Genomic DNA, 21,729 nt, shown 5'->3' on the forward strand with positions numbered 1-21,729 from the left:
CCCGCCGGCGCCGGCGGGCTTTTCTCATGCCATGAGAAAAGTAGCTATCGAGCTTGGTGTGATTCTTTGCTATAATGGAAACGATGGAAGCAAAGGAGTGGCCGATGAAAACACCAGAAGTAGTGACACGAATTCTAGATGAACTAGAGACCCTATACCCGGAGGCGAAGGCAGAGCTTGATTTCTCCAATCCTTTCGAGCTGCTCATCGCCACGATCTTATCGGCGCAGTGTACCGATGTACGCGTGAACCTGGTGACGGCGGAGCTCTTCAAGCAGCTCAAGCGACCCGGGGATATCGATCAGATCGATCACGAGGAGTTGACGGAAACCATTCGTTCCTGCGGTCTGTACAAAACCAAGTCGAAAAATATCCGGAGAACCTGTGAAATCTTGCGCGATGAACACGATGGCAAGGTACCGAAGGAGCGCGCTGCGCTCGAGGCACTACCGGGCGTGGGAAGAAAGACCGCTAATGTAGTTCTCTCCAATGCCTTTGGTGTGCCTGCCATCGCCGTGGATACCCATGTGTTCCGGGTGACCAACCGCATCGGTCTCGTCCATGAGAAAACGGTGGAGAAAACCGAGCGATCTTTGATGGAGATCCTTCCGAAAGACCGCTGGTCGAAGGCCCACCACCTCTTCATCTTTCACGGGCGGCGCATGTGCAAGGCCCGTCAACCGGAATGTGAAGTCTGTCCGATCAGTGTGTTTTGTGATGACTACCGAGAGAGGAAGATTGATCATGCATAAGCCCGTGCAAGCTATCCCAAAGGATCAGCTCTTTGTGCTCGATATCGGCACCCGTAATGTGGTGGGATCTATCGCGCGGATGAAGGAGGAGGTCTACGAGGTCATCGATTACGAGATTCGGGAGCACCCGGACCGGGCCATGGTAGATGGACAGATCCACGATATCGACAAGGTATCACGCGTTGTGGGCGGTATCGTCAGCGCCTTGGAATCGCGACAGAGCGTGAAACTCGATCGTGTGGCCATCGCAGCCGCTGGTAGGGCGCTCATCACCCAGCGTACCGCCGTGACCCGTGAGATGGACCTGGCGGAGCCGATCAGCCGAGCCCAGATCGACAGCGTTGTCCTCGAGGGGATCCAGCGCGCGCAGACAGCTCTGGAGAAGAGCCAAAAGAAGCGTGCCCAGTACTACTGCGTCGGCTATTCGGTTATCAATTACTACCTCGACGATGCCATGATCCTCAATGCCAAGGGCCACCGCGGATCGGAGCTTAGGGTGGATCTCATTGCGACCTTCCTGCCCCACCTCGTGGTGGATAGTCTCTATAGCGTGGTCGAGGCGGCGGGTCTCGAGGTGGTGAACCTGACACTGGAGCCGATTGCTGCCATGAACGTGGCGATCCCACAGAACCTGCGCCTGCTCAATCTGGCCCTCGTCGACGTGGGGGCCGGCACTTCGGATATCGCCATCACACGCGACGGTACCGTGGTCTCCTACGGTATGGTCGACAAGGCGGGAGACGAGATGACGGAGGTCCTGGCCCGTTCCCTTCTTCTCGACTTCGATGGGGCCGACCGGCTGAAGCGAACGCTATCGGGCCAGCAGAGCGTTCGCTACACCGATGTGCTGGGCTTCGAGCATGAGGCCACAACAGAGTCGATCGTGGCGATGCTAGAGGAGCCCATGGAGATGATCACCGATGAGATCGCCGCTACAGTGAACCTGATCAACGGGGGTAGGCCCAGCGCTATCTTCTGTATCGGCGGTGGTTGCCAGGTGCCTGGATTCACAGAACGACTGGCCGGCAAACTGGATCTCCCCGCAGAGCGCGTGGTGATCAAGGGAGCAGAGATGCTCGATGGCGTGCTCTTTCACACGGAGCCCCTGAAGGGTCCGGAGTACATCACGCCCCTGGGCATAGGGGTCAACGCCTTTCGCGAGATCGAGAGCGACTTCATCCAGGTGAGCGTGAACGGCCAGGTCACGCGGCTGTTTAATGCTGGGCGTTTGACCGTCAAAGACGCCCTGGTCCTTGTCGGTTTCAACCCAAGAAACCTTCTGCCCAAACGCGGGCAGGACCTGAGCTATTTTGTCAATGGAGAAGAACGACGGCTCAAGGGCTTTTACGGTGAGGCGGCCGTGATCACGGTGAACGGGGTGCTCGGCAACCTGGACACGCCCATCAAGCACCGCGATGTGATTGCCGTGGAGGATGCCACCGATGGCGGAATCCGGCGGACGACCCTCGGAGAACTCTTCGGATTCAATGAACGCCTTTATATCGACGGACGTAAGATCAGCCGCCTGGAGTACATGATGGTCAACGGGGAATTCGCCGACCCCGATCACGTGGTTAGGGATGGCGACAGAATCGACCTGCGTATGATCGATCGTGTGGCGGATCTCGAGCGGGCCTTGGACATTGATCTGGGCGCCTTCCAGATCCTCGTGAACAACCGGGAGGTCGCGGAGGATCATGTGCTCAGAAATGGAGATCAGATTAGGCTGGCACAAGTCAGTCGGCAGAAGACGCATGTGGCGGAAGAGGATAAGCGGGTGGAGAAAGCCGCTGGTCCCAGCCGGTGGGTCTTCCTCGTCAACGGAAGGACCGTTACCGTCGAAACGGAGAAAGAACGCATGATCTTCGTGGATATTTTCGATCACATTGATTTCGATCGATCGGAGGCCAAGGGGATTCTGGAGTTGAAGTTGAACGGACAAAGGGCCCAGTTCGTCGATCCCCTCGCATCGGGCGATGAGATCGAGATCAGGTGGCGCGCATGAACCATAGGCGCGATCTGATCGAGCGGAAGTACCAGTGTCCTGTGTGTGCGGACTCCTTTACTTCCATGCAGGTCAAACACAGTGCCAAACGGGTGGTGCGACGTGACCAGGATTTACGCTCGCACTTTAAAACAGTGAACCCCATGTACTACGCCCCCGTGATCTGCCCAGCCTGTGGTTATGCCAATTTTCAAAGGGATTTCGACCGGGTGACCGCGAAAGAGGCTGAGAAGGTGAGAACCTCCGTCTCGAGCCGATGGAAGCCCCGTTCCTACGGGGGAGAGCGCCACCTCAAGGATGCCCTGATCGTTCATAAGCTCATGCTGCTCAGCCTCACGACCATGGGCGCCTCCTCCCTGACCTTGGGGAAGATCTGTCTGAGGCTCTACTGGTTCCTAGGTGATGCCGGGCAGGAAACAGAGCGGGACAAGTACTTGCAGTTGACGCTGGATTATCTCGAACGGGCCTACGTCGAGGAACATCTGGATGAAACCGGTGGAGAAGAAATCCAGACGCTCTACCTCTTGGGGGAGCTCAGTCGAATCAATGGACGTCCCCGGGAGGCAGTGGGCTACTTTGCCAAATTGATGGACCATCCTACGCTTCACCAACACCGCCATATCAAGCTTATGGCCCATGATCAGTGGCAGATGGCAGCGTCGGATTATAGGAGGGATAGCGATGAGGGTCGTTAACACGGAAAGCATACAAGGTTTTGAAATCATCGAAGTACTGGGGCTCGTGCGAGGAAGCACCATCCAGTCGCGACATATAGGGAAAGATCTGCTTGCGGGCCTGAAGACCATCGTCGGTGGAGAAATCCGCCAATACGCCGAGATGCTGGAGGGAGCAAGAAACTTGGCCGTCGAGCGGATGGTGGAGGAAGCGGAGTCCATGGGGGCCAATGCCGTGGTGAACGTGCGTTTTTCCACATCGGCTGTCATGCAGGGTGCTGCCGAAATACTGGCCTACGGAACGGCCGTGGTGGTGCGTACCCTTGACTAGATTGACCCTGGTCACGGGAGGCGCACGGAGCGGCAAATCTACCTTCGCCGAAAGACTAGCGGAAGAAGGGCCATCCACCGTGGCCTATCTCGCCACCGCCATTCCCTTTGACGAGGGGATGCGCGACCGCATCAAGCACCACCGGGCCACGCGTGATCCCCGATGGACAACCTACGAAGTGCCCTTGGCCATCGACGACCATATCGAAGCGATCGACGAGAACCACGGGACACTACTGATCGACTGCATGACCGTTTATCTGAACAACCTTTTCTTTGAAGAGCCATCCTTCGACTGGGAGACGGCCCCGCGAGAGGCAATCGATGAGAAGGAGGCCGCGATCCACCACCGGATCGATCGCCTGCTCGAGGCATTGAAACGCACATCGCTCGATATCATCCTGGTGACGAATGAACTGGGTATGGGTGTCGTGCCGGACAATCGCCTAACGCGCGTTTACCGGGATATCGCGGGACGCGTGAACCAGCGGTTGGCCGGCGAGGCCGATCGCGTGTACCTCGTCGTTGCGGGCATTCCGATGGCGCTCAAGGGGGACGGACGATGAAATCGCTCCTCTTGATGGTCCAGATGTTCACCCGTATACCCCTACGAGAGCTGCCGAATGTGACGATGGCAGACTACCGCAGGGGCATCCTCTATCTACCGCTGATCGGTGGGTGCATCGGTCTTCTTTTTTTTGCCATCGCCCGGTTGACTCAAATGGTCTTCTCCATTGAGATCGCCAGCCTCCTGCTAGTGATCTCTTGGGCCATGATCACGGGCGGTATCCATCTGGATGGTCTGGCGGACACCGCCGATGGTTTCTTCTCCAACCGTGAGCCCGAGCGCGTCCTGGAAATCATGAAGGATTCGCTGATCGGTAGCTTTGGGGTCATCGCCTTGATCCTTGTGCTGGGAGCCAAGTATCTGCTGATCCGCGAGCTACTCTTGGCAGAGGCGGGCTGGCTTTTGGTCCTGCCGCCGCTCTTTTCGCGTTTCGCCTTGGTGGTGCTCTCGTGGAGAGGGCACTACGCCAGAGCATCTGGAATGGGTGCACTGTTTATTGGAAAAATCACCATGGGACAATTGATCGGATCGGCCCTCTGGTTGATCCCCGCGCTCTTGGTGTTCCCCGTGCTTTCACTCTTTTCACTTGCCTTCCTACTGGTCTACACCTACTACTACCGTAGGGTTTGCGCCCGTAAGATCGGTGGTCTGACGGGGGATACCCTGGGGGCTCACGTGGAAGTGACGGAAGTCATCGGACTGCTGCTGTTGGACTTGATGGTTTAGAAAGGTTGTGATCAACATGATGGTATATCTCGTGCGCCACGGCGAATCGACCTACAATCAGAAGCGACTTTTTGCCGGTCATACCGATGTACCGCTCACGGAGAAGGGAATGGACCAGGCCCGGTCGTTGAGGGCCTTTTTCGAGGGGAAGGCCTTCGATGGGATCTACACATCCGACCTGTCGCGCTCCGTTGAAACCTGCCGCCTGATGATCGATCACGAGGTCGACATCGAGATGGATCCCGGACTGCGCGAGATCTCTTTTGGTATTTTCGAAGGACAATCCTACGAGATGCTGAGCGAAAAATATCCAGAACTTGTGGATCGCTGGGCCGAAGATCCGATTGCCTACCAGGTTCCCGAGGGAGAGAGTCTGGAGGAATTTTACCAACGGGTGACAGAGGCTTACGAAACGATTCTAGCGCGGCACAGGCCAGATGACGAGGTACTGATCACTGCCCACGGTGGGACGATTCAAGTGATCTTGAGCCGAGAATTGACGGGCTCGATCGAGGGGTACTGGCGATACGCCGTGGAGAACGCCACGATCAATCAGCTGATGTACGTGGAGGGCACCCCGGTGCTCAAGCGTTTGAACCAAGAAGGGGGATGCACGTGAAAAAGTCATTGATGATCCAGGGGACGGGTTCCTCTGTTGGCAAGTCCTTGATCACAGCGGGGTTATTACGCGTCTACTATCGGAGGGGCTATAACGTGGCCCCTTTCAAATCGCAAAACATGGCGCTGAACGCCTATATCACACCAGCCGGACTGGAGATGGGCCGCGCCCAGGTCGTTCAGGCCGAGTGCTGTGGCCTGCAACCTGATGTTCTGATGAACCCCATTCTCCTGAAACCCTCCAGCGATGTGGGCGCCCAGGTCATATTGATGGGCGAGGTGTACGCCCAGATGACGGCGACCCTCTACCACGAACACAAACCGCAGATGAAGGTCTACATCAAGGAGGCTTTTGACACCCTTACGGCCAGGCACGATCTCGTGATGATCGAGGGGGCGGGGAGCCCCGCCGAAATCAACCTGCGAGAAAATGATCTGGTGAACATGGGAATGGCAGAAATCGCCGATTGCGACGTGCTGCTCGTGGCCGATATCGATAAGGGCGGTGTCTTCGCTTCGATCTACGGGACGATCATGTTGCTTGAGCCGGAGGAGAGGGCAAGGATCAAAGGTGTTCTCATCAATAAGTTCCGGGGGGATGTCACCCTGCTCGAGCCGGGGCTACGCATGATCGAGGAGAAGACGGGCGTTCCCGTCCTCGGCGTGATCCCTTACGAGCATTTTGACATCGAAGAAGAGGATGGTCTTGGGGAACAACACCATCGCCACCCAGATGCATCCGCTGCGCTCAACGTGGCCGTGGTCCGGATCCCCCATCTCTCCAATCACACGGATTTCGATGCTCTAGAACTATATGATGATGTGCACCTTTACTACACCAAGGACCCGGCGTCTCTTGAAGAAGCGGATCTGATTTTGCTACCGGGTTCTAAGAACACCACAGAAGACCTCCTTTGGATGAGAGAACAGGGTATCGACAGCGCCATCCTTCGAGCGCGAGAAGCGGGGCGGTGGGTCATGGGGATCTGCGGTGGATTCCAGATGTTGGGCGGTTGTCTGGAAGATCCCGAATATCTCGAGGGAACCGTGGGAACCGTCTCGGGCCTGGGGCTCCTCAATGTCACCACCCGTTTCGAGAGGAAGAAGCAGCGCACCCAAGTGCACGCTGTCACGCTGGGGACGCGGGAGAACGGGGCGATCGTCGGCTACGAGATCCACATGGGAAAAACGGTGGAGAACCGGGAGCGGCCCTTTGCTCGGATCGACCGACGTTTCGGCGAAAGGGTCTCGATCGAGGATGGTGCGATCAGTGATGACGGGAAGGTGATCGGCACCTATCTGCACGGTGTCTTCGATACGCTCACCTTTACCTCAGAACTCCTCGATGATGTGCGGGTCGCCAAGGGACTGACCAGGAAAGGTATGCCCCTTCGCACACTGGCCGAACGTAAGGTCGCCGCCTACGATCGATTGGCAGATGTGCTCGAAGCGCATGTGGACATCCGGGCAATCGATACGCTGCTGGCCTTATGATCCTGCTGTTCTCGGCCCTGCTACTCGACCTCTTGCTCGGTGATCCCCAGTACCGCTGGCATCCCATCAGGGGCGTCGGGTGGGTGATCGATCGCTTCGATCATCTCTTGGGACCAGAAGAGGGAGAAGGCGATGGTAGTGCGCTCGTTTCGGGCGGCCTGCTCTTCGTGGCCGTGCAGCTGTCCGTCTTCACCGTCTACCACCTGAGCGAATACGCCCTGTATTCGGTGGGTGCGACCACACTTCTCTTTCTCTTTCGCCTCTACGTGCTCTACAGCCTGCTGGCCATCCGCTCGCTCGTACAGGAGACCCGTAAGGTGATCGGCCCACTGTCCCGAGGGGAACTGGAAGGTGCGCGACACGCGCTCTCTTTCTTGGTGAGCCGGGAGACCGAGGACATGGAGGAGGAGAAAATCGTGACCTCAACCGTGGAGACCCTATCGGAGAATTTCGTAGATGGCACGCTGAGCCCCCTTCTCGCCTATGCTATCGGTGGTCTACCGGCCGTGCTCTTCGTGAAAGTGGCCAGCACGCTGGACTCCATGGTGGGCTATAAAACGGAGCGATACCTCTATTTCGGCCGTATCAGTGCTCGCATGGATGATCTCGTGCACTATGTGCCCGCCCGGCTCTCGCCGGTCCTGGTTTACCTGGCCTCCTTCTTTTTGCCTGGAGACCACGGGCGGGTCTTTTCCGTTGTCAGGCGCGATGCGAAAAAGCACCAAAGTCCGAACAGCGGATATCCCGAAGCGGCCTTCGCGGCGAGCCTGGGGATCCAGGTGGGTGGACCGACACGTTATTTCGGGCGCTTGTTGCTGAAGCCCACCTTTGGAGATGCGACGCACGCACCCACCACGGGGGACCTGGTGCGGTGTCATCGACTCTACTGGATCGTGAGCGTCCTTGCGATGTTTTTGAGCCTGCTGTTGACCTACCTGCTGAGAGGAGGGGTCTGATCGTGCACGTGACACACGGTGGTAATCACTACGATTACGATAGAGAGCTGATTGATTTTTCGGCCAACATCAACCCGCTGGGTCCACCCGGGGGCTTTTTCACCTCCCTTGCGAAGGATCTCGAGAAGGCCCGGCTCTATCCCGATGTCCGTTATCGGAGGGAACGCACCCTTGTGGCCGAACGATATGGCATCGATGGTGATGGGATCGTCTTTGGGAACGGAGCGATCCAGTTGATCCACGAACTCTTCGAGTTCATGGGCCCCAGGACCTGGTGGCTGCCCGCGCCCGCCTTCGTCGAGTACGAACGCGCCGCTCTCCGGCACCGGCGGTCCCATCGGTTTTATGCCCTTGAAGAGGAAGCGGGCTACCGGTATGATCTTGAGTTGCTCTTCGCTAGGGTGGCCGACGGGGATGTGATCTTGCTCTGCCATCCGAACAACCCCACGGGTGCCCTGGTGCCCATGGCACGGCTCGAGGCCTTTCTCAAACAGCGGCCCGGAGTCAAGGTGGTGGTCGATGAATCCTTCGGTGATTTTCTCGATGAGGAGCAGCAGTACCTGAAGTGGGTGACCAGGTTTAAAAACCTGATTGTCCTGCGCTCGCTGACGAAATACTACGCCCTGGCTGGCCTTCGCGTGGGCTTCCTTGCAACGGCAGATCGAAGCCTCCTCTCGGCCTTCGATGACCACCAGGCGCCCTGGTCCCTGTCCCTGCCCGCTTCCCGTGCGCTCGACTTGCTAAGGGACCAGGCCTTCGACCGCAAGACACGGGCCTGGCTCTTGGACTCGAGAAAACAGCTGGTGGAGGGCCTAATCGAACTGGGCTTTCGTGTGTATCCAGGGTATGCAAATTATCTGTCCTTTCACGATAGAGGGGAGAGGGACCTGAAGGCACTGCTCATCGACAAGGGATTTTTGATTCGAGATCTATCTGCCTACCGGGGTATGCGGCCTGGTCATTACCGGATCGCCTGCCTGGGGGAACCAACGAATGAAAGACTACTGACGGCATTGAGAGAACTAGTTGAAAGCGAAGGGTGTTGAGCATGGATTTACTACTGAAGGTCATCCTCCTCGGAGTGATCGAGGGATTGACGGAATTTTTACCTGTGTCTTCCACAGGACATTTGATCTTGGCGAATACGTATTTGGATTTCACGGGTGAATTCGCCAATGCCTTTGCCGTGATCATTCAGATCGGTGCGATCCTGAGCGTGCTACTCTACTTTCGGGAGAAAATGTTACCCGACAGTTGGGATCGAAAGGGTCTAGGCCACTACGTGACCTTCTGGTCCAAGGTGGTCGTGGGCGTGATTCCGGCGGCCATTCTGGGACTCACGCTCGAGGAAACCATCGATGCTTTGCTTTTTCACCCGGTTCCCGTGGCCATCGCCTTGATCGTGGGCGCGATATTGCTGATCATCGTAGAAAACCGCCGGGGCCCCGTGTCCATCCATGAAGATGACCAGATCACCTATCGACTGGCTTTTTACGTGGGCCTATTCCAGTGTCTGGCGCTGATCCCCGGTATGAGCCGGTCGGCTTCCACGATCATCGGGGGCTTGATTCTCGGCTTCCGACGCGATGTGGCGGCAGAATTCTCCTTTTTCCTGGCCATCCCCACTTTGATCGGTGCCGGCATCCTCAAATTGTATAAGTACGGCTTCGATTACACGCCCCTCGAGTGGCAACTCCTCGGGGTGGGGACGCTGGTTTCTTTCCTCAGTGCCTACCTCGTCATCGCCCTTTTTATGGCGTACATCAAGAAGCATGATTTCAAACCCTTCGCATATTACCGCATTGCGCTGGGTATATTGGTATTGTTCCTACTACGCTAAAAGAGGTGTTCTTATGGCCAACGTCAGTCTGATGCCCTGTGATCGGTATGATCGTGGGTTGATCAAAGAAAAAATTGAACAGATGATGGGCGATCTCGGCGGATTCGATGCTTTTTTCAAGCCCGGCGAGCGTGTTTTCATCAAGACCAATCTCCTGATGAAGAAGGACCCCGCGGAAGCGACGACGACCCACCCCCTCGTGATCGCCGCACTGGCCGATTATCTGGTCGAGAGAGGCCTCGAAGTGGTGGTGGGCGATAGTCCGGCCGGTCCTTTTACGGATAAAAATTTACGTGAAGTTTATACGGCCTGTGGGTTACATGGTATAATGTCTGAAAGTATCCCGCTTAATTTTCAGCTAGAGACCAAGGACGTCCCTGTCGGAGAGGACGAAGGTTGCCGACTGCTCAGGCGGATCACCTATATGGCGGCACTCGATGAAGTCGATCATGTGATCACAGCGGCGAAACTGAAGACGCACAGTATGATGACCTTCACCGGGGCTGTGAAGAATATGTTTGGGATCGTCCCCGGCCTGTTGAAAGTGGAGTATCACATGAAGATGCCCGAGGAGCGGGATTTCGCCGCTATGCTGGTGGATCTGGTGGCCTTCAAGCGTCCCGTGCTGAGTCTGATCGATGGCATCGAAGGGATGGAAGGGGCGGGTCCCTCGGCTGGGACACCGATCAAACTGGATCGGCTGATTCTTTCGGACGATCCCCACGGGGCGGATCTGGTGGCTGTGGAGTCGGTGGGGATCCCCGAGAGCGAGGTGCCGACCCTCGTGGAAGCAAGGGAGAGAGGACTGCTTGCATCGGAACCACTGGTTATCAACCACGGTGTCGAACCAGTGGTCATGAAAATGCCCCCCAACAAGGGAATCAGCTTCTTGGCGGGACGCGTACCGCGTTTTCTGGCGGGAACGGTAGAACGGTACCTGAGCCCGCGGCCGGTATTTGACCACGACACATGTATCCGTTGTGGTGATTGTTACCGCTCCTGTCCACCGGAGGCCATCTCTATGACCCCCTATCCCGAGGTGGATCTATCCATCTGTATCAAGTGTTACTGCTGTCAAGAGCTGTGTCCTGTCAAAGCGGTAACGGTGAAGAGAAGACCCCTGGTGGAGTGGATACTCGACCGATCATGAGGAATAACCCGAGGAGGCAATATGAAAGCTGAATACATCAATCCTTTTCTCAAGGCGAGCAGCGAGGTTCTGAAGACCTTAACCGGCCTAGAGTTTACGGTGGGAAAACCATATATGGTGAAGAGTCCACAATCATCCAAGGAAGTGATCATCATCCTGGGGATCACGGGGGAGATTAAGGGCCAGACCTTTATTGTGCTCGACGAGGGCATGGCGAAACGCATTGCTTCCAAAATGATGATGGGCATGCCCGTGGAGACCTTGGACGAGATGGCCAAGAGCGCCATTTCTGAGCTGGGGAACATGATCATGGGCAATGCTGCCACACTTCTTTATAACAATGGCACGAATATCGACATCACCCCACCGACCTTGATGATCGGTGAGAACCTGAAGATCACCACCACGGAGACAAAGACACTGTGCGTGCCCCTGACTTCAGAGCTGGGTGATCTGGATATCAACCTCTCGACGAAGGACCGTTAAGATGATCGAGATCGTACTCTATCAGCCGGAGATCCCCCCGAACACCGGCAACATTGCGCGGACCTGTGCCATCACAGGGACAAAGCTTCACCTGATCAAGCCCCTGGGATTTCAGATCGATGATCGTACCTTGAAGCGTGCCGGCCTCGATTACTGGCATAAGGTACAGGTGGAGGTGCATGATGATCTGCAGGCCTTTCTAGAGGCCTATGGGCACCGTCCAATTTTCCCGGTGACAACGAAGGCAGAGCGCTATTACCATGAAGTGACCTTCCCTGAAGAGGCCATGCTTCTCTTCGGTCGAGAGACCTCCGGTCTACCGGCATCGCTACACGAACGGTTCGAAACAGGGCGTATCAAGATCCCCATGTGCGACGATCCGGACCTGAGGAGTTTGAACCTATCGAATGCAGTGAATATCGTCCTCTATGAGGCCCTGAGACAAGCGGGATTTCCCGGCCTGGTCTAGGGCCTCTTGCTATGGACCTATGTCATCTGTGCGGTAAAAGTAAGGAAAAACCAAAGGAAAATTCAGACGGTGAGTTCTTGTCGACCAGCTTGTGGTCGAATGTTAAATAAGTTAACATGGACTTAACACGGCGTGGTGGATTATTCGGTATGATGGTCGTGCACGTGAAAATTTTTTGGGAGTTACCTGACTGGGGAGGTTCACTATGGAATTGAGTGTAGTTAAGATTCTGATCGAAATGTTCGGAGGACTCGGGCTCTTCTTGTATGGCATGCGGATTATGAGCGATGGACTCGAGAACGCAGCGGGGGATCGTTTGAAGTCCTTTATAGAAGTGTTGACGAAGAACAAAATCATGGCCGTCATCGTCGGGGCCATTGTGACGGTTCTCGTCCAGTCCTCATCGGCCAGTACGGTCATGGTGGTCGGTTTTGTCAACGCCGGCATCATGAACTTGACCCAGGCCGTGGGAATCATCATGGGTGCGAACATCGGGACAACGGTCACCGCACAGCTCGTCTCGATCAACCTGACGGCACTGGCGCCGATCGCCATCGGTATCGGTGTGGCCATCAAACTTTTCTCGAAGAGTTCGAAAACGAAAATGAGCGCCGATATCCTGATCGGTTTCGGTATCCTGTTCCTCGGTATGGACCTGATGAAGAGTGCCATGAAGCCGCTCCGGGAGTTCGAAGCCTTCACGCACCTCTTGTCGAGCTTCGGTAGCGGGAGCCTTTCGGATACCGCCCTGGCTATTCTAACGGGTTTTGCCGTGACGGCGGTGCTACAGTCATCATCGGCTACGACGGGTCTTCTCGTGGCCCTAGCGAGCACAGGCCTTCTGGATATATATTCCGCCTTCCCGGTGCTCCTCGGTACCAACATCGGTACGACGGTTACCGCGATGATTTCATCTGTCGGGGCATCGAAAACGGCCAAACGGGCCGCCCTCATGCACCTGCTCTTCAACCTGGTGGGAACCGTGATCTTCATCCTGTTCTTCGCGGGCCCAACCATCAGCTTCGTGACGCGGACTTCGGTATTAGCCGAGCGACAACTGGCCAATGCACACACGCTCTTTAACGTGGCGACGACGCTCTTGTTGCTTCCCTTCGCCGGTCTGCTCGTGAAGATCGTAGAGAAGGTCATCCCCGTTGAAGAGGAAGAAATCAAGGAAATGTACGCTGTGAAGTATCTGGATGATCGTATCCTCGAAACACCCTCGATCGCTACGGGCGTGGTCCTCAAAGAGGTGCTCCACATGGGTAACGGGGCCATGGAATCGCTCACGAAGTCGCTACAGTCGATTCTCAACAATGATGAGAAAACGGCGAAAGATGTGTTCAAACTGGAGAAGGCGATCAACCATCTCGAGCGCGTGATCAGTCAGTATCTCATCAAATTGTCCAATACCCAGGTAAGCGACAAGGAGCGTTCGATGATCGACGGTCTTTTCTCGACGATCAATGACATCGAGCGGGTGGGTGACCATGCTGACAACCTGGCCGAGATCGGTATGTTCAAATCGGAGAATCGACTCCACTTCTCCGAAACGGCTACGGCTGAGCTGGAGGAGATGTACCAGATGGTCTACGATGCGATCATCGAAGCGCTCAACGCCCTGTCCACCGGTGACAAGCGTACCGCCGAGCATGTGCTCGAGCGAGAGGGTCAGGTCGACAAAATGGAGAAGATCCTCAGGAAGGATCACATCCGACGTCTCAACGAAGGAAAATGTGAACCCTCGGCGGGCATCATTTTCCTCGATATCATTTCGAATCTCGAGCGTGTCGCCGACCACGCGTCGAACATCGCGCTGGCGGTTCTCGACCGCGAGTAATCACTGAAGGTCCCTTTCGGGTAGAGAAGGGGACTTTTTTTGTTCTGACGTTTTCAAGGCCCCTGTAATTCGGTATAATAGATCTATCAGACTAGGAAGGAGCTTTACATGGCCATACATATTATGACCGATAGTGTTTCAGATCTACCCAGGTCTCTGCAGAGAGATCTAAACATCACGGTGGTTCCGCTCACTGTGACCATCGATGGAGAGAGTTACCTGGATGGTGAGGAACTCGGTAGCGACGCATTTTTCGAGAAGTTGAAGAAGGCGCCTGGGCTCCCCAAGACAGCCCAAGTTTCACCTGGCGCCTTCGCCACGGCCATTGAGAATGCGCTGCATCTCCATGATGAAGTGCTGGTGATCACCATGGCCTCATCTATGAGCGGTACTTACCAGGCGGCTTGTTCCGCCGTGGAGATTTTAGAGACCTCAAGGGTCCGTGTGATCGATTCGAAATGCGTGACCTTTGGCTTGGGTCTGATCGCGATGAAAGCGGCCGAACTGGCCGCCGAAGGACTTGAGATGGACAAGCTCGTGCAGGCCGTTGAGCTACTGATCCAGCATCACAGGAGTTACTTTATCGTGGACACACTGTCTTACCTGACAAAAGGGGGACGCCTCACCCGAGCGGAAGGATTCGTGGGGGAACTGTTGAACATCAAGCCAATCCTCACGATCGAGGAGGGCAAGTTGGTCCCGGTTTCGAAGGCGAGGGGGCGAAAAAAAGCCATGGCCTGGTTGCTGGATCAGCTGGACAAAGAAGCCGTTGATTTTTCGAACTGTACCGTGGGTCTTTTTCACGCCGTGGATCGATCGTATCTTGAGCTCTTTGAGAAGACCTTCACCGATCGGTTTTCGCCGGCCGGTGTGGTCCACTCCGAAGTAGGAGCCGTTGTGGGCACGCACTCGGGACCCGGCTGCATCGCCATCGCTTATATTCCGAACACAGTCATTACAATGAGTCGACAACAATAGGAGGAACTAACTATGGAAGCATTGACGCCAGCAACATTTCAGACAAAAGTAAAAGAAGCCCAGGGCCCGGTTCTCGTGGATTTTTGGGGTGAAGGATGCGCACCTTGCAAAGCACTGTTGCCTAAACTCGAAGAGTTGGCCGAGTCTTATGAGGGACGCATGCCCTTTTACAAGCTCAATACCACCGAGCACAGACGTCTCGCCCTTTCAGAGCGGGTGATGGGACTACCAACGATTCTCCTTTATGTGGATGGCAAACCCGTGGAGATGATGACCGGGGGGCAGGCCACAGAAGCGGCCATTCGGGAAAAAATCGAATCCTACCTGTAGAGACTGGTTGATTGTCACAAGGGGGAGAGGCTCACTTGGTTAGCCGCTGCTTTTGTGGTAAAATACTTTGTGTACTCTTAACAATGCTAGACACCACTTCACTTTGATATTCTATCTAAAGGACGAAGTGGTTCTGGGTTCCCTAGTTTTCTAATGAAAACGTTATTCTGTCGATAGGTGGGGTAAGTAAAGAGGGAACGACTATACAAAAATTTTGAGGAGGAAGAAGAATGAACAAACGATTGATCGCAGTATTGATGGCCATGATGCTAATGGCATCACTCTTCGTCGGCTGTTCTCCAGCTGCGGAAGAAGAAACACCTGCCGCGGAAGAGACACCTGCAGGTGAAGAAGCCCCAGTAGCAGAAGAGCCAGAAGCATTACCCGGTGAAGATTTCACTCTCGCCATGATCACAGACACAGGTGGACTTGGGGACCAGTCTTTCAATGACTCGTCTTGGGCCGGCCTGCAGCAAGCTGAAGCCGAGTACGGCGCAGACATCAAGGTGCTCGAATCGAACACTGCCGATGACTACCTGCCGAACCTGACTTCTTTTGCTGAAGAAGAAGTAGACATCATCTTTGGTGTGGGCTTCTTGTTCGAAGAATCGATGACGACCGCTTCTGAGATTTTCCCAGAGCAGAAGTTCGCTATCGTCGACGCAGTTGTGGATGCACCGAATGTGGCTTCCCTGACTTTTGCCGAGCACGAAGGTTCTTTCCTCGTGGGTACGATCGCCGGTATCGCCACGGAAACAGATGTGGTTGGTTTTATCGGTGGATTGAAGTTCCCCCTCATCGAGAAATTTGAGTACGGATTCCGTGCTGGCGTCAAAGCCGTTAATCCCGATGCTGAGGTTCTCGTGAACTACGCTGATTCTTTTGAAGATGCAGCGAAGGGCAAAGAGATTGCACTGGTTCAGAATCAGTCTGGCGCGGATATTATCTTCCACGCGGCCGGTGGTGTAGGCGTTGGTCTCATCCAGGCAGCTGAAGAGCAAGGTTTCTGGGCAATCGGTGTTGACCAGGATCAGTCTAGACTCGCTCCAGAAAATGTACTTTGCTCCATGATCAAGCGTGTTGACGTGGCTACTTTCTCAGTTTCTGAAGAAGTTATCAACGGCAACTTCCAAGCAGGCGTTCGTGTCTTCGACCTGACGAACGATGGTGTGGGATACAGCGATGAAGCCGGTAATCTTTCTGACGAGATGAAAGCAGTCGCCGATCAGTTCAAAGAGCTGATTCAAGCGGGCGAGCTCATGGTACCTCAAACGGCCGATGAGTTCGATGCCTTCGTAGCACCTGATTTCGAAGCACCAACGATCTAAGAGAGCGACACGCACAGGAGTACTATTTGCGATAAGTCAGAGAGCCAGGTGTCCTAACCAAGATATCTGGCTCTTTCTCATTCAAGGTATTGGAGGAAAACCATGTCAAAAGTTGTAGAAATGAAGAAGATCACCAAGATCTTCCCGGGTGTCGTTGCCAACGACGCGGTGGATTTTGAGCTCGACGAGGGCGAAATCCACGTTCTACTCGGCGAGAACGGCGCTGGGAAGACAACATTGATGAATATTCTCTATGGCCTCTACGAGCAAACTTCCGGTGACATTTTCATCCGGGGGGAAAAGGTGAACATCAAGGACCCGAACGTAGCGATCAGCCTAGGGATCGGGATGGTGCACCAGCATTTCATGCTCGTCGAACCCTTCACCATCGCGGAGAATATTATCCTGGGTACTGAACCCAAGAAGAATGCTCTAGAGCTTGATTATAAAAAGGCCAATGAAGATGTGCAGCGCATCTCCGATCAATATGGCCTCAAGGTAGATCCCACGGCAAAGATTGAAGACATCTCCGTGGGGATGCAGCAACGCGTCGAGATCCTAAAGGCCCTCTACCGAGGTGCTGATATTTTGATTCTCGACGAACCAACAGCAGTTCTGACTCCTCAAGAAATAGATGAACTTGCAGAGATTATGAAATCGCTGACGGATCAGGGAAAATCGATTATTCTGATCACGCACAAGCTCAAAGAAGTGCTCGCCATGGCCGATCGGATCACGGTCATCCGTCGCGGGAAAAAGATCGATGTGCTGAAGAACGAGAACACCGATACGGATCAATTGGCCGAGCTGATGGTCGGACGCAAGGTGAAGCTTGTTGTCGACAAAGAAGACCGCGAACCCGGCGAGGTGGTCCTAGACGTCAAGGGACTCGAAGCACTCAACAGCCGCGGTGTACCCGCTCTGAAAGGTGTTGACTTTGAAGTGCATGCCGGGGAGATCCTAGCGATCGCCGGTGTCGACGGCAATGGACAGACGGAACTTGTCGAAGTGCTCACGGGTCTGCGCAAGCCGGTGGCCGGTTCCTTTTCCTTTAGAGGGCAGGATGTGACGGGAACCTCAACCCACGACCTGATTGACCTGGGTTTCAGCCACATACCGGAAGACCGACACAAGCGTGGGCTCGTGCTCGACCACAGCCTCGCGGAGAATGCGATTTTGGGAAATCACGACGAAGCGCCTTTTTCGAAAAACGGACTCATGAAGTACGACGTAATCCACGAATACGCCAAGAAACTAATCGATAGCTTTGACGTCAGAACGCCCAACGAGAAGGTGGATGCGAAGTCACTCTCCGGTGGTAACCAGCAGAAGTTCATCGTGGCTCGTGAAATGACCCGCGATCCGAACCTGCTCATCGCATCTCAACCGACACGCGGGGTGGACGTGGGTGCCATCGAGTTCATTCACAAACAACTGGTGGCCCAGCGGGACTCTGGCAAAGCGGTATTGCTCGTCTCCTTAGAACTCGATGAAGTCATGGCCCTCGCAGATCGCATCGCGGTCGTGTACGACGGCAAGATCGTCGGGACATTGGATGCCGACAAAGCAGATGAACGGAAGCTGGGTATCATGATGGCCGGCAGCCAAGCAACGGAATAGGGGTGAAACGATGGATATCAAACAATTCTCTAAGAATCTTGTTGACAGTATCAAATTCCCCCTTCTCGCGATTGTACTTTCCTTTATTATTGGATCCTTCTTCATCCTGTGGACGGGGAACAATCCGGTAACGGCCTACGGTGCCCTTTTCAGCGGAAGTCTGGGTGGCATCAGCCGATTCGGTGAAACACTATTGAAGACAACGCCCATCCTGTTTACAGGGCTCTCGGTAGCCTTTGCTTTTCGAACGGGTCTCTTCAACATCGGAGCAGAGGGTCAGTATATTATCGGGGGTCTGTTCACGGTGGTGGCAGCCTTCTTCCTGCAGTCCCTGCCGGGGTTCCTGCTAGTACCTGTAGCGATTATCGCCGGTGCCATCGGTGGTGCCCTTTGGGCCTTTCTACCGGGCATATTGAAAGCGAAAGTAGGTATTCACGAGGTAATCGTGACGATCATGATGAACTACATCGCACTTTTCACAGCCAACTACTTCATTCGAACGCACCTCAATCCCTCCAGACTCGTGGGCGATGTGCAGAAGGCACACTCCGTGATTATTCCTGAACACGCGAGACTCACGAAACTGACGGAGATTTTCCCCGTTTTCGGTTACTCCAGTGTGCACACAGGGATTGTTCTGGCTGTTCTGGTGGCGATCGCCATCTGGTTCGTCCTCTTTAAAACGACCCTCGGCTATGAAATCCGTTCGGCTGGGAACAATCCTTACGCTGCGGAGTACGGTGGTATCAGCATCTCCAAGAACATCATCCTATCGATGATGATCTCCGGTGCCCTTGCGGGTCTCGCGGGTGCAACGCTCGTGGCCGGCTCCGCCTTCAAAATCGACCAGGCTTCTCACTCGCCGGGTTACGGTTTCGATGGTATCGCCGTCGCTCTTGTCGGGAAAAACCATCCGATCGGGATTCTCGCCAGTGCCTTCCTCTTCGGAGTCTTGGCCAATGGCGCCCGGAAGATGCAGATCGCCGGTATTCCCAAGGAAATCGTTGGAATTATCCAGGGGATTATCATCCTGTTTATCGCCGGTGAGCGGATTGCTCAGTTTATCCCTGGATTCGGGAAGAAGAAACTTACGAAGGAGGTGGAGTAAATGTTGATTGTAATCTTAGCAGTCCTTGCATCGACGCTCCGCCTGGCCACACCGCTCATCTTCAGTGCGCTCGGAGGCGTGTTCAACGAGCGGAGCGGCGTTGTCAACATCGCCCTCGAAGGCATCATGATCATGGGCGCCTTCTTCGCCATCTTGATCGTCGACAGGACGGGAAGCCCTTGGTTTGCCGTTCTCATGGCCATGGCCATGGGAGTGCTCACCTCCCTGATCCTCGGTGTTCTGGCGATTCATCTGAACGCCAACCAAGTGGTCACAGGTGTGGCGATCAATCTCTTGGCAGCCAGTCTGGCGGCCTTCCTGCTCAATATCTTTTGGCAACGTTCGGGCCAGACGGATCCCGTTGGTATCGCTCTGAACAAGAATCCTTTCCCGGCCCTCGAGGGGATACCGATACTGGGTGCCTTCTTCGGTGGCCTCACACCCTTTGTGTACATCGCGATCATCGCAGTCTTCATCGGGAATTACGTGTTGTTCCGGACACCTTTCGGCTTACGCGTGCGTGCTGTCGGGGAACACCCGAGGGCAGCCGACACGGTGGGTATCAACGTCTACAAAACGCGGTACCTCGCCGTGATGATCTCAGGGGCCCTCGCAGGCTTGTCTGGTGCCTCGCTCTCGATCGGCTCCATCAGCCTCTTTCGAGAAGGCATGACCAGTGGTAAGGGCTTTATCGCCCTCGCTGCGATGATTTTCGGGAAATGGCATCCCATCGGGGCCATGTTCGCAGCGCTTTTCTTCGGTTTCGCCGAGGCTCTACAGATCCAGGCCTCTACCTTGGGACTGGATTTCATTCCCTCGGAGTTCCTGCAGTCCTTCCCCTATATCGCCACGATCCTGGCCCTCGCCGGTGTGGTCGGTAAGGCGACGGCACCCAAGGCCTCAGGTGAACCCTACGAAAAGGGACACCGATGATCCCAAATCGTCGGTTCAAAAAAAGACATCCGCTTGCGGGTGTCTTTTTGATTGTGAAGTTGGCGCGTTTTTTGCTATAATAGAGTGGAACGCAAGAGAGAGATGGGGGAAAAGGAATGAAAATGCAGTTCACGCTCAATCAGGTCCAAACCCAAAAGCTCGTGATGACGCCCCAGCTTCAGCAGGCGATCGAGATTCTCCAGTACAATGCCATGGAACTACATGAGTTCGTGGCCACGGAACTCGTTGAAAACCCCTGCCTTGAGAAACTGGATGATGGTCTGACCGAACGGGAGAAGACGGAGCAGAAGCTCGATGACATGGACTGGAAAGAGTTGGCCGATAGTTACCGGTCCACCGGTGGTGGCGGGATCGTGGCCTCCGGTGATGATGACTACGATTACAATGATTTTGTGGCCGACGAGATAACGCTCAAAGATCATTTGATGGATCAGTTGAATGTACAGTTTGTCGATCTCCACGAGTATGTGGTCTACGAGTATCTGATCGAAAGTCTCGATGAGAATGGCTACCTCTATGTCGACGAGGAAGAAGTGATGGGTCGGTTCCACATCGACCGCCAAACCATGGATCGTATCCTAGTGGGACTCCACCGCTTCGACCCACCCGGTGTCGGTGCGCGGAGTCTTACGGAGTGTCTGGTCATACAAATGGATCTTTTGCCGGATACACCCGACGGTGCCCGTCGCCTGGTGATCGATCACCTAGAGGATCTCGGTCACAATCGACTCGACAAGATCGCACGGCACATGGGCATCGACATCGATGAGATCAAAGTACTGGCGGAATTCATCCGCACTCTCGAACCAAAACCCGGGAGACAGTTCAGCTCGATGAAACATGTGAAGTTCATCACACCCGACGTGCAGATCAAGAAAGTCGATGGCGAGTACATGATCATTGTGAACGACTCCACGGCTCCTCGCCTGATGGTCAGCAAGCTCTATCGGGCCATGATGTCGAAAGAAGAGGGCGACGAGGAAGCTGTGGCCTACATCAAAAAGAAACTGACCAGCGCGATCCATCTGATCAAATCCATCGAGCAGCGCCGGAATACGATCTACAATGTATGCCAAGCCTTGCTTGAAGAACAACGCGCCTTTTTCGATCGTGGACCTTTCTATATCAAACCTTTGAACTTAAAAGACATTTCTGAGAAGATCGGTGTTCACGAGTCCACGGTCAGTCGGGCGACCAACGGCAAGTATCTGCAGTGCGCCCACGGTCTTTTCGAGCTCAAATACTTTTTCCAAAGTGGCGTGAAGAACCGCTATGGTGACGGTGTCAGCCAGGAGAGCATCAAGATGCTGATCGAGGAGATGATTTCTGAGGAGAACCCCAAGAAACCTATTTCGGATCAGAAGATCGCCGACGCGCTCATGGAGTCAGGCGTGGAGATCAGCCGGCGAACGGTGGCGAAATACCGCAATGAGCTGGGTATCCTCTCCACATCAAAACGCAAAAAATTCTAATCTCACCTTGAATTTTCACCGACATATGGTA

General features: G+C 54.8%; 22 protein-coding genes. All 22 read left to right on the forward strand.

What is annotated here, in order from left to right:
* Positions 1–104: 104 nt before the first annotated feature.
* Complete coding sequence (gene nth / locus ACULM0_RS12960) at positions 105–752, forward strand: endonuclease III (RefSeq protein ID WP_463677960.1); 648 nt, start codon at positions 105–107, stop codon at positions 750–752.
* Positions 745–2,757 (forward strand): cell division FtsA domain-containing protein, encoded by a 2,013-nt coding sequence (locus tag ACULM0_RS12965; protein WP_463677961.1) that lies wholly within the window; start codon positions 745–747, stop codon positions 2,755–2,757. The genes nth and ACULM0_RS12965 overlap by 8 nt, the downstream gene beginning before the upstream one ends.
* The gene (locus tag ACULM0_RS12970; protein WP_463677962.1) at positions 2,754–3,452 is read left to right on the forward strand and encodes a DUF2225 domain-containing protein; all 699 of its coding nucleotides are present in this window, start codon (positions 2,754–2,756) and stop codon (positions 3,450–3,452) included. Before ACULM0_RS12965 ends, ACULM0_RS12970 begins: the two co-directional genes overlap by 4 nt.
* Complete coding sequence (locus ACULM0_RS12975) at positions 3,439–3,762, forward strand: YbjQ family protein (protein ID WP_463677963.1); 324 nt, start codon at positions 3,439–3,441, stop codon at positions 3,760–3,762. Before ACULM0_RS12970 ends, ACULM0_RS12975 begins: the two co-directional genes overlap by 14 nt.
* Entirely contained in the window at positions 3,755–4,327 is a 573-nt protein-coding gene (gene cobU / locus ACULM0_RS12980) for a bifunctional adenosylcobinamide kinase/adenosylcobinamide-phosphate guanylyltransferase (RefSeq protein ID WP_463677964.1), read from the forward strand. The genes ACULM0_RS12975 and cobU overlap by 8 nt, the downstream gene beginning before the upstream one ends.
* Positions 4,324–5,055 (forward strand): adenosylcobinamide-GDP ribazoletransferase, encoded by a 732-nt coding sequence (gene cobS / locus ACULM0_RS12985; protein ID WP_463677965.1) that lies wholly within the window; start codon positions 4,324–4,326, stop codon positions 5,053–5,055. Before cobU ends, cobS begins: the two co-directional genes overlap by 4 nt.
* Before the next feature lie 16 nt (positions 5,056–5,071).
* Positions 5,072–5,674, forward strand: a complete 603-nt coding sequence (cobC, locus tag ACULM0_RS12990) for an alpha-ribazole phosphatase (protein ID WP_463677966.1) — start codon at positions 5,072–5,074, stop codon at positions 5,672–5,674.
* The gene (locus ACULM0_RS12995; protein ID WP_463677967.1) at positions 5,665–7,167 is read left to right on the forward strand and encodes a cobyric acid synthase; all 1,503 of its coding nucleotides are present in this window, start codon (positions 5,665–5,667) and stop codon (positions 7,165–7,167) included. The genes cobC and ACULM0_RS12995 overlap by 10 nt, the downstream gene beginning before the upstream one ends.
* On the forward strand, positions 7,164–8,123 hold the full coding sequence (cbiB, locus tag ACULM0_RS13000; protein ID WP_463677968.1) for an adenosylcobinamide-phosphate synthase CbiB: 960 nt from the start codon (positions 7,164–7,166) through the stop codon (positions 8,121–8,123). Before ACULM0_RS12995 ends, cbiB begins: the two co-directional genes overlap by 4 nt.
* Positions 8,124–8,125: 2 nt before the next feature.
* A complete protein-coding gene (locus ACULM0_RS13005; RefSeq protein ID WP_463677969.1) occupies positions 8,126–9,169 on the forward strand; it encodes a pyridoxal phosphate-dependent aminotransferase in 1,044 nt (347 codons plus the stop codon).
* A 2-nt stretch (positions 9,170–9,171) separates the two neighbouring features.
* A complete protein-coding gene (locus tag ACULM0_RS13010; protein WP_463677970.1) occupies positions 9,172–9,963 on the forward strand; it encodes an undecaprenyl-diphosphate phosphatase in 792 nt (263 codons plus the stop codon).
* A 13-nt stretch (positions 9,964–9,976) separates the two neighbouring features.
* The gene (locus ACULM0_RS13015) at positions 9,977–11,113 is read left to right on the forward strand and encodes a DUF362 domain-containing protein (protein ID WP_463677971.1); all 1,137 of its coding nucleotides are present in this window, start codon (positions 9,977–9,979) and stop codon (positions 11,111–11,113) included.
* Positions 11,114–11,134: 21 nt separating this feature from the next.
* On the forward strand, positions 11,135–11,599 hold the full coding sequence (locus ACULM0_RS13020) for a chemotaxis protein CheX (RefSeq protein WP_463677972.1): 465 nt from the start codon (positions 11,135–11,137) through the stop codon (positions 11,597–11,599).
* A gap of 1 nt (position 11,600) precedes the next feature.
* Positions 11,601–12,068 carry a tRNA (uridine(34)/cytosine(34)/5-carboxymethylaminomethyluridine(34)-2'-O)-methyltransferase TrmL gene (gene trmL / locus ACULM0_RS13025; protein ID WP_463677973.1) on the forward strand — a complete coding sequence of 156 codons (468 nt, stop codon included), beginning with the start codon at positions 11,601–11,603 and terminating at the stop codon, positions 12,066–12,068.
* Between the two features lie 205 nt (positions 12,069–12,273).
* Positions 12,274–13,908, forward strand: coding sequence for a Na/Pi cotransporter family protein (locus tag ACULM0_RS13030; protein WP_463677974.1), 1,635 nt, complete (start codon positions 12,274–12,276; stop codon positions 13,906–13,908).
* Between the two features lie 108 nt (positions 13,909–14,016).
* Positions 14,017–14,886: a DegV family protein gene (locus ACULM0_RS13035; protein WP_463677975.1), complete on the forward strand. Its 870-nt coding sequence runs from the start codon at positions 14,017–14,019 to the stop codon at positions 14,884–14,886.
* A gap of 12 nt (positions 14,887–14,898) precedes the next feature.
* Complete coding sequence (locus tag ACULM0_RS13040) at positions 14,899–15,216, forward strand: thioredoxin family protein (RefSeq protein ID WP_463677976.1); 318 nt, start codon at positions 14,899–14,901, stop codon at positions 15,214–15,216.
* A gap of 230 nt (positions 15,217–15,446) precedes the next feature.
* Positions 15,447–16,544 carry a BMP family lipoprotein gene (locus ACULM0_RS13045; protein ID WP_463677977.1) on the forward strand — a complete coding sequence of 366 codons (1,098 nt, stop codon included), beginning with the start codon at positions 15,447–15,449 and terminating at the stop codon, positions 16,542–16,544.
* Positions 16,545–16,646: 102 nt separating this feature from the next.
* Positions 16,647–18,164 carry an ABC transporter ATP-binding protein gene (locus ACULM0_RS13050; RefSeq protein ID WP_463677978.1) on the forward strand — a complete coding sequence of 506 codons (1,518 nt, stop codon included), beginning with the start codon at positions 16,647–16,649 and terminating at the stop codon, positions 18,162–18,164.
* Positions 18,165–18,174: 10 nt separating this feature from the next.
* Positions 18,175–19,272, forward strand: a complete 1,098-nt coding sequence (locus tag ACULM0_RS13055; RefSeq protein WP_463677979.1) for an ABC transporter permease — start codon at positions 18,175–18,177, stop codon at positions 19,270–19,272.
* Positions 19,273–20,205, forward strand: coding sequence for an ABC transporter permease (locus ACULM0_RS13060; protein WP_463677980.1), 933 nt, complete (start codon positions 19,273–19,275; stop codon positions 20,203–20,205).
* A gap of 116 nt (positions 20,206–20,321) precedes the next feature.
* Entirely contained in the window at positions 20,322–21,698 is a 1,377-nt protein-coding gene (rpoN, locus tag ACULM0_RS13065; RefSeq protein WP_463677981.1) for an RNA polymerase factor sigma-54, read from the forward strand.
* Positions 21,699–21,729 lie beyond the last annotated feature (31 nt).

The organism is Halotolerantifilum yawarlongkerapense, from assembly GCF_054506745.1.

What these genes read in the sequence shown, in the direction of transcription:
- nth (WP_463677960.1), top strand. Translation starts at nt 105, where the DNA reads ATGAAAACACCAGAAGTAGTGACACGAATTCTAGATGAACTAGAGACC.
- ACULM0_RS12965 (WP_463677961.1), top strand. Translation starts at nt 745, where the DNA reads ATGCATAAGCCCGTGCAAGCTATCCCAAAGGATCAGCTCTTTGTGCTC.
- ACULM0_RS12970 (WP_463677962.1), top strand. Translation starts at nt 2,754, where the DNA reads ATGAACCATAGGCGCGATCTGATCGAGCGGAAGTACCAGTGTCCTGTG.
- ACULM0_RS12975 (WP_463677963.1), top strand. Translation starts at nt 3,439, where the DNA reads ATGAGGGTCGTTAACACGGAAAGCATACAAGGTTTTGAAATCATCGAA.
- cobS (WP_463677965.1), top strand. Translation starts at nt 4,324, where the DNA reads ATGAAATCGCTCCTCTTGATGGTCCAGATGTTCACCCGTATACCCCTA.
- cobC (WP_463677966.1), top strand. Translation starts at nt 5,072, where the DNA reads ATGATGGTATATCTCGTGCGCCACGGCGAATCGACCTACAATCAGAAG.
- ACULM0_RS12995 (WP_463677967.1), top strand. Translation starts at nt 5,665, where the DNA reads ATGCACGTGAAAAAGTCATTGATGATCCAGGGGACGGGTTCCTCTGTT.
- cbiB (WP_463677968.1), top strand. Translation starts at nt 7,164, where the DNA reads ATGATCCTGCTGTTCTCGGCCCTGCTACTCGACCTCTTGCTCGGTGAT.
- ACULM0_RS13010 (WP_463677970.1), top strand. Translation starts at nt 9,172, where the DNA reads ATGGATTTACTACTGAAGGTCATCCTCCTCGGAGTGATCGAGGGATTG.
- ACULM0_RS13015 (WP_463677971.1), top strand. Translation starts at nt 9,977, where the DNA reads ATGGCCAACGTCAGTCTGATGCCCTGTGATCGGTATGATCGTGGGTTG.
- ACULM0_RS13020 (WP_463677972.1), top strand. Translation starts at nt 11,135, where the DNA reads ATGAAAGCTGAATACATCAATCCTTTTCTCAAGGCGAGCAGCGAGGTT.
- trmL (WP_463677973.1), top strand. Translation starts at nt 11,601, where the DNA reads ATGATCGAGATCGTACTCTATCAGCCGGAGATCCCCCCGAACACCGGC.
- ACULM0_RS13030 (WP_463677974.1), top strand. Translation starts at nt 12,274, where the DNA reads ATGGAATTGAGTGTAGTTAAGATTCTGATCGAAATGTTCGGAGGACTC.
- ACULM0_RS13035 (WP_463677975.1), top strand. Translation starts at nt 14,017, where the DNA reads ATGGCCATACATATTATGACCGATAGTGTTTCAGATCTACCCAGGTCT.
- ACULM0_RS13040 (WP_463677976.1), top strand. Translation starts at nt 14,899, where the DNA reads ATGGAAGCATTGACGCCAGCAACATTTCAGACAAAAGTAAAAGAAGCC.
- ACULM0_RS13045 (WP_463677977.1), top strand. Translation starts at nt 15,447, where the DNA reads ATGAACAAACGATTGATCGCAGTATTGATGGCCATGATGCTAATGGCA.
- ACULM0_RS13050 (WP_463677978.1), top strand. Translation starts at nt 16,647, where the DNA reads ATGTCAAAAGTTGTAGAAATGAAGAAGATCACCAAGATCTTCCCGGGT.
- ACULM0_RS13055 (WP_463677979.1), top strand. Translation starts at nt 18,175, where the DNA reads ATGGATATCAAACAATTCTCTAAGAATCTTGTTGACAGTATCAAATTC.
- ACULM0_RS13060 (WP_463677980.1), top strand. Translation starts at nt 19,273, where the DNA reads ATGTTGATTGTAATCTTAGCAGTCCTTGCATCGACGCTCCGCCTGGCC.
- rpoN (WP_463677981.1), top strand. Translation starts at nt 20,322, where the DNA reads ATGAAAATGCAGTTCACGCTCAATCAGGTCCAAACCCAAAAGCTCGTG.